4 protein-coding genes and 1 pseudogene are annotated in these 4,197 nt (G+C 74.1%); all 5 read right to left on the bottom strand.

The genetic code is table 11. The features are described 5' to 3' along the window. Positions 1 to 322: pseudogene (locus H5J33_RS25815) on the bottom strand (hypothetical protein); the annotation flags it as partial. Positions 323 to 477: 155 nt separating this feature from the next. Continuing rightward, a complete protein-coding gene (locus H5J33_RS25810; protein WP_181797262.1) occupies positions 478 to 1,275 on the bottom strand; it encodes a type III pantothenate kinase in 798 nt (265 codons plus the stop codon). A gap of 5 nt (positions 1,276 to 1,280) precedes the next feature. Further along, entirely contained in the window at positions 1,281 to 2,258 is a 978-nt protein-coding gene (nadC, locus tag H5J33_RS25805; protein ID WP_181797261.1) for a carboxylating nicotinate-nucleotide diphosphorylase, read from the bottom strand. Between the two features lie 5 nt (positions 2,259 to 2,263). Continuing rightward, a complete protein-coding gene (locus H5J33_RS25800) occupies positions 2,264 to 3,985 on the bottom strand; it encodes an L-aspartate oxidase (RefSeq protein ID WP_181797260.1) in 1,722 nt (573 codons plus the stop codon). Then, positions 3,982 to 4,197, bottom strand: a 216-nt coding sequence (locus tag H5J33_RS25795; protein WP_181797259.1) for a pantoate--beta-alanine ligase, incomplete at its 5' end; no start/stop codon positions are given. The genes H5J33_RS25800 and H5J33_RS25795, both read right to left, overlap by 4 nt.

The raw sequence follows: 4,197 nt of genomic DNA, 5'->3' as shown, positions 1-4,197 counted from the left end.
CGCGCAGTGCCCGCAGCGCGGCGAGATCGTCCGGCGTCGGGCGGTGCCCGGCCCCGAGGGCCTCCTCCAGGAGGGTGAGGTAACCGGCGGCCGTACCCGGCAGAGCGGCCCGGTACCGGCCGAGGTCGGCCACCAGGAAGGCGCGCATCCTGGCCCCCTCGCTCAGCGCCTCGTCCAGCGATTCGGCGAGCCGGAGGCAGTCCTGCACGTCCTCGGCGGAGGCGTGGCCGGGGTGGAGGGCGAGGGCGAGGGCGCGGCGGAGCACACGCAGCTCCTCCGCGCCGAACGCCATGCCGCCGCGGGATCCGTATGGCGTGGGCATGCGGCGACGCTATCGCTAATCGGACAAAAGTGACAGAAAGGGATGTTTTTTTCGCCGCGTGTCGGTCCGCGGTTCCCCCGTCCGGGGCCACCGGCGGGCCGGCCGGGCACCCCGGGGAGCAGGCCGACGCCCCCCGCAGGGGCGCCGGCGCGCGCTCAGAGCCGGGACACGTTCCGCTCGTAGACCAGGCGCAGCCCGATCAGGGTCAGCCACGGCTGGTGCTCGTCGATCACCGAGGACTCCCCCAGCACCATCGGCGCGAGCCCGCCCGTGGCGATCACCGTCACGTCGTCCGGGTCGTCGGCCAGCTCCCGGGCCATCCGCTCCACCACCCCGTCGACCTGGCCGGCGAACCCGTACACGATGCCCGCCTGCATGGCCTCGACCGTGTTCTTGCCGATCACGCTGCGCGGCCGGGCCACCTCGATCTTCCGCAGCTGCGCGCCCTTGACGCCCAGCGCCTCCACGGAGATCTCGATGCCGGGCGCGATCACCCCGCCGACGTACTCCCCGCGCGCGGAGACCGCGTCGAACGTGGTCGCCGTGCCGAAGTCGACGACGATCGCCGGGCCGCCGTACAGCTCGACGGCCGCGACCGCGTTGATGATCCGGTCGGCGCCGACCTCCTTGGGGTTGTCGGTGAGGATCGGGACGCCCGTCTTCACACCCGGCTCGACCAGGACGGCGGGTACGTCGCCGTAGTAACGCCGGGTGACCTCGCGCAGCTCGTGCAGCACCGACGGCACGGTCGCGCAGATCGCGATGCCGTCGATGCCGTCGCCCAGTTCCTCGCCGAGCAGCGGGTGCATGCCCATCAGACCCTGGAGCAGCACCGCCAGCTCGTCCGCCGTACGGCGCGCGTCCGTGGAGATGCGCCAGTGCTCGACGATGTCCTCGCCGTCGAACAGGCCGAGGACGGTGTGCGTGTTGCCGACGTCGATGGTGAGCAGCATGGGCGTTACTCCGCTTCGCGCAGATCCAGGCCGATGTCCAGGATCGGCGAGGAGTGGGTGAGCGCGCCGACGGCCAGGAAGTCCACCCCCGTGTCGGCGTACGCGCGCGCATTGGCGAGCGTCAGCCGGCCGGAGGCCTCCAGCAGCGCGCGGCCGCCGACGATGCCGACGGCCTCCTCGCACTCGCCGGGCGTGAAGTTGTCCAGCAGGATCAGGTCGGCGCCCGCGTCCACCACCTCGCGCAGCTGGTGCAGGGTGTCGACCTCGACCTCGATCGGCACGTCCGGGAAAGCCTCCCGTACGGCCTTGAAGGCCTGCGCGACGCCGCCGGCGGCGACCACGTGGTTGTCCTTCACCAGGGCCGCGTCGGACAGCGACATGCGGTGGTTGACGCCGCCGCCGCAGCGGACGGCGAACTTCTCCAGCGCGCGCAGGCCCGGGGTGGTCTTGCGGGTGTCGCGCACGCGCGTCTTCGTGCCCTCCAGCGCGTCCGCCCACGCGCGCGTGGCGGTCGCGATGCCGGACAGGCGGCACAGCAGGTTCAGCGCGCTGCGCTCGGCGGTGAGCAGGTCGCGGGTGCGCGTGGTGACCGACAGCAGTTTCTGCCCGGCCTCGACCCGGTCGCCGTCCTCCACGTGCCGCTCGACCTCGAACTCGTCCGTGCAGACCACGGAGAGCACGGCCTCGGCGACGCGGAGGCCGGCCACGACGCCCGCCTCGCGCGCGGTGAAGTCGCCGGTGGCCACCGCGTCCTCGGGGATGGTCGAGACCGTGGTCACGTCCACGCCGCCGGCCAGGTCCTCCTGGATGGCCACGGTGGCGATGTCCTCGACCTCGACGGGGTCGAGCCCGGCGGCGGCCAGCAGCTCGGCGAGCGCGGGGTCCAGCCCGCACTCCAGGTACTCCTCGTCTCCCTCGGCGCCGCAGCCGCAGCCGTCGCCGCAGCCGCCGGTCGGGGCGAGAGGAAGGTCGTCGGTGCTCACGTCTGTCACTGCTCCTGGGGGCGCTGGATTTGCCGGGTAGGGGGGAAGTCTGCGGTGTCGGTGGTGCGTACGGCCAGCGACCGGTCGGGGCCGAGCCGTACGACGATGTGGCGCCGCCAGTGGGTGTCGTCGCGGTCGGCGTGGTCCTCGCGCCAGTGGCAGCCGCGGGTCTCCTCGCGCAGCCGGGCGGCGGCGACCAGGGCCCGGGCCACGCACAGGAGGTTGGTGGCCTCCCAGGTGTCCACGCCGGGCTCGGCGGTCTTGCCGTTCTCCTCCAGCGCCTGGCGGGCCTCGGCGTACAGCAGCTGGAGCTGGTCGGCGGCCCGGGCGAGGGAGTCCTCGGAGCGCAGCACGCCCGCGCCCTCGGTCATGATCCGCTGGACGGCGAACCGGGTCTCGGCGGCGAGCAGCGGGTGGACCGGCTGGTCCGGCTGCGGGACCGGCGCGGGCACGCGCGCGTGGAGGCCGCCGGCCGCCCGCTCGGCGGCGATGTCGGCGGCGATCCGCTCGGCGTAGACGAGCCCTTCGAGCAGGGAGTTGGAGGCGAGCCGGTTGGCGCCGTGCACGCCGGTGCAGGCCACCTCGCCGCACGCGTACAGGCCGGGCACGGTGGTGCGGCCGTGGGCGTCGGTACGGACGCCTCCGGAGGCGTAGTGGGCGGCCGGGGCGATCGGGATGGGCTCGGTGACCGGGTCGATGCCGTGGGCGCGGCAGGCGGCCAGGATGGTCGGGAAGCGCCGCTGCCACATCTCGGCGCCGAAGTGCCGGGCGTCCAGGTACATGTGCTCGGCGCCCTTCTCCAGCATCCGCCGCAGGATGCCCTTGGCGACGATGTCCCGGGGTGCCAGCTCGGCCAGTTCGTGCCGGCCCACCATGAAGCGCACGCCGTCGCCGTCGACCAGGTGGGCGCCCTCGCCGCGCACCGCCTCGGAGACCAGCGGCTGCTGGCCCTCGGCGTCCGCGCCGAGGAACAGCACGGTCGGGTGGAACTGCACGAACTCCAGGTCGGAGAGCTCGGCGCCCGCGCGCAGCGCCAGCGCCACGCCGTCGCCGGTGGACACCGACGGGTTGGTGGTCGCCGAGTACACCTGGCCCATGCCGCCGGTCGCGAGGACGACCGCGGGGGCGTGCACGGCGCCCACGCCGTCGTGCTGGCCCTCGCCCATCACGTGCAGGGTGACACCGGCCGTACGGCCCTCGGCGTCCGTCAGCAGGTCCAGGACCAGCGCGTTCTCGATGGTGTGCAGCCCGCGCGCGCGTACCGCCGCCACCAGGGCGCGGGAGACCTCCGCGCCGGTGGCGTCGCCGCCGGCGTGCACGATGCGGCGCCGGTGGTGGCCGCCCTCGCGGCCGAGGTGGATGTCGCCCTCGTCGTCGGTGTCGAAGTGGGCGCCGGTGAAGATCAGCCGCCGGACCGCGTCCGGGCCCTCGGTGACGAGGGTCCGTACGGCCTCCTCGTCGCACAGGCCCGCGCCGGCCACGAGGGTGTCCTGGAGGTGCTGTTCGGGTGTGTCGCCCTCGCCGAGGGCGGCGGCGATGCCGCCCTGCGCCCAGCGCGTGGAGCCGTCGTCCAGCCGGGCCTTGGTGACCACGACGGTGGTGAGGCCGGCGGCCTGGCAGCGCAGGGCCGCGGTCAGGCCGGCCACACCGGAGCCGACGACGACCACGTCCGCGGAGATGGCCCAGCCGGGGGCGGGCGCGTGCAGTCGTATGCCTGTGCTGGTCACGAGGCGGCTCCGAAGGTGAGGGGAACGTTGTCGATCAGCCGGGTCGAGCCGACCCGGGCGGCGACGGCGAGGACGGCCTCGCCGGTGAAGTCGTCGCCGACCTCGGTGAAGTCGGCGGGGTCGACCAGCGCCAGGTAGTCCAGACTCAGCGGCGGGTCGAGGCGGGCGAGGCCGCGTCGAACTCCTCGTCGGAGACGAGGAAGGCGTAGTGC

Origin of the sequence: Streptomyces sp. WELS2, from assembly GCF_013870595.1 — a bacterium.
Lineage (GTDB): Bacteria > Actinomycetota > Actinomycetes > Streptomycetales > Streptomycetaceae > Streptomyces.
The sequence above is the reverse complement of the archived record's forward strand: the minus strand, read 5'-3'. Positions and strand labels throughout refer to the sequence as shown.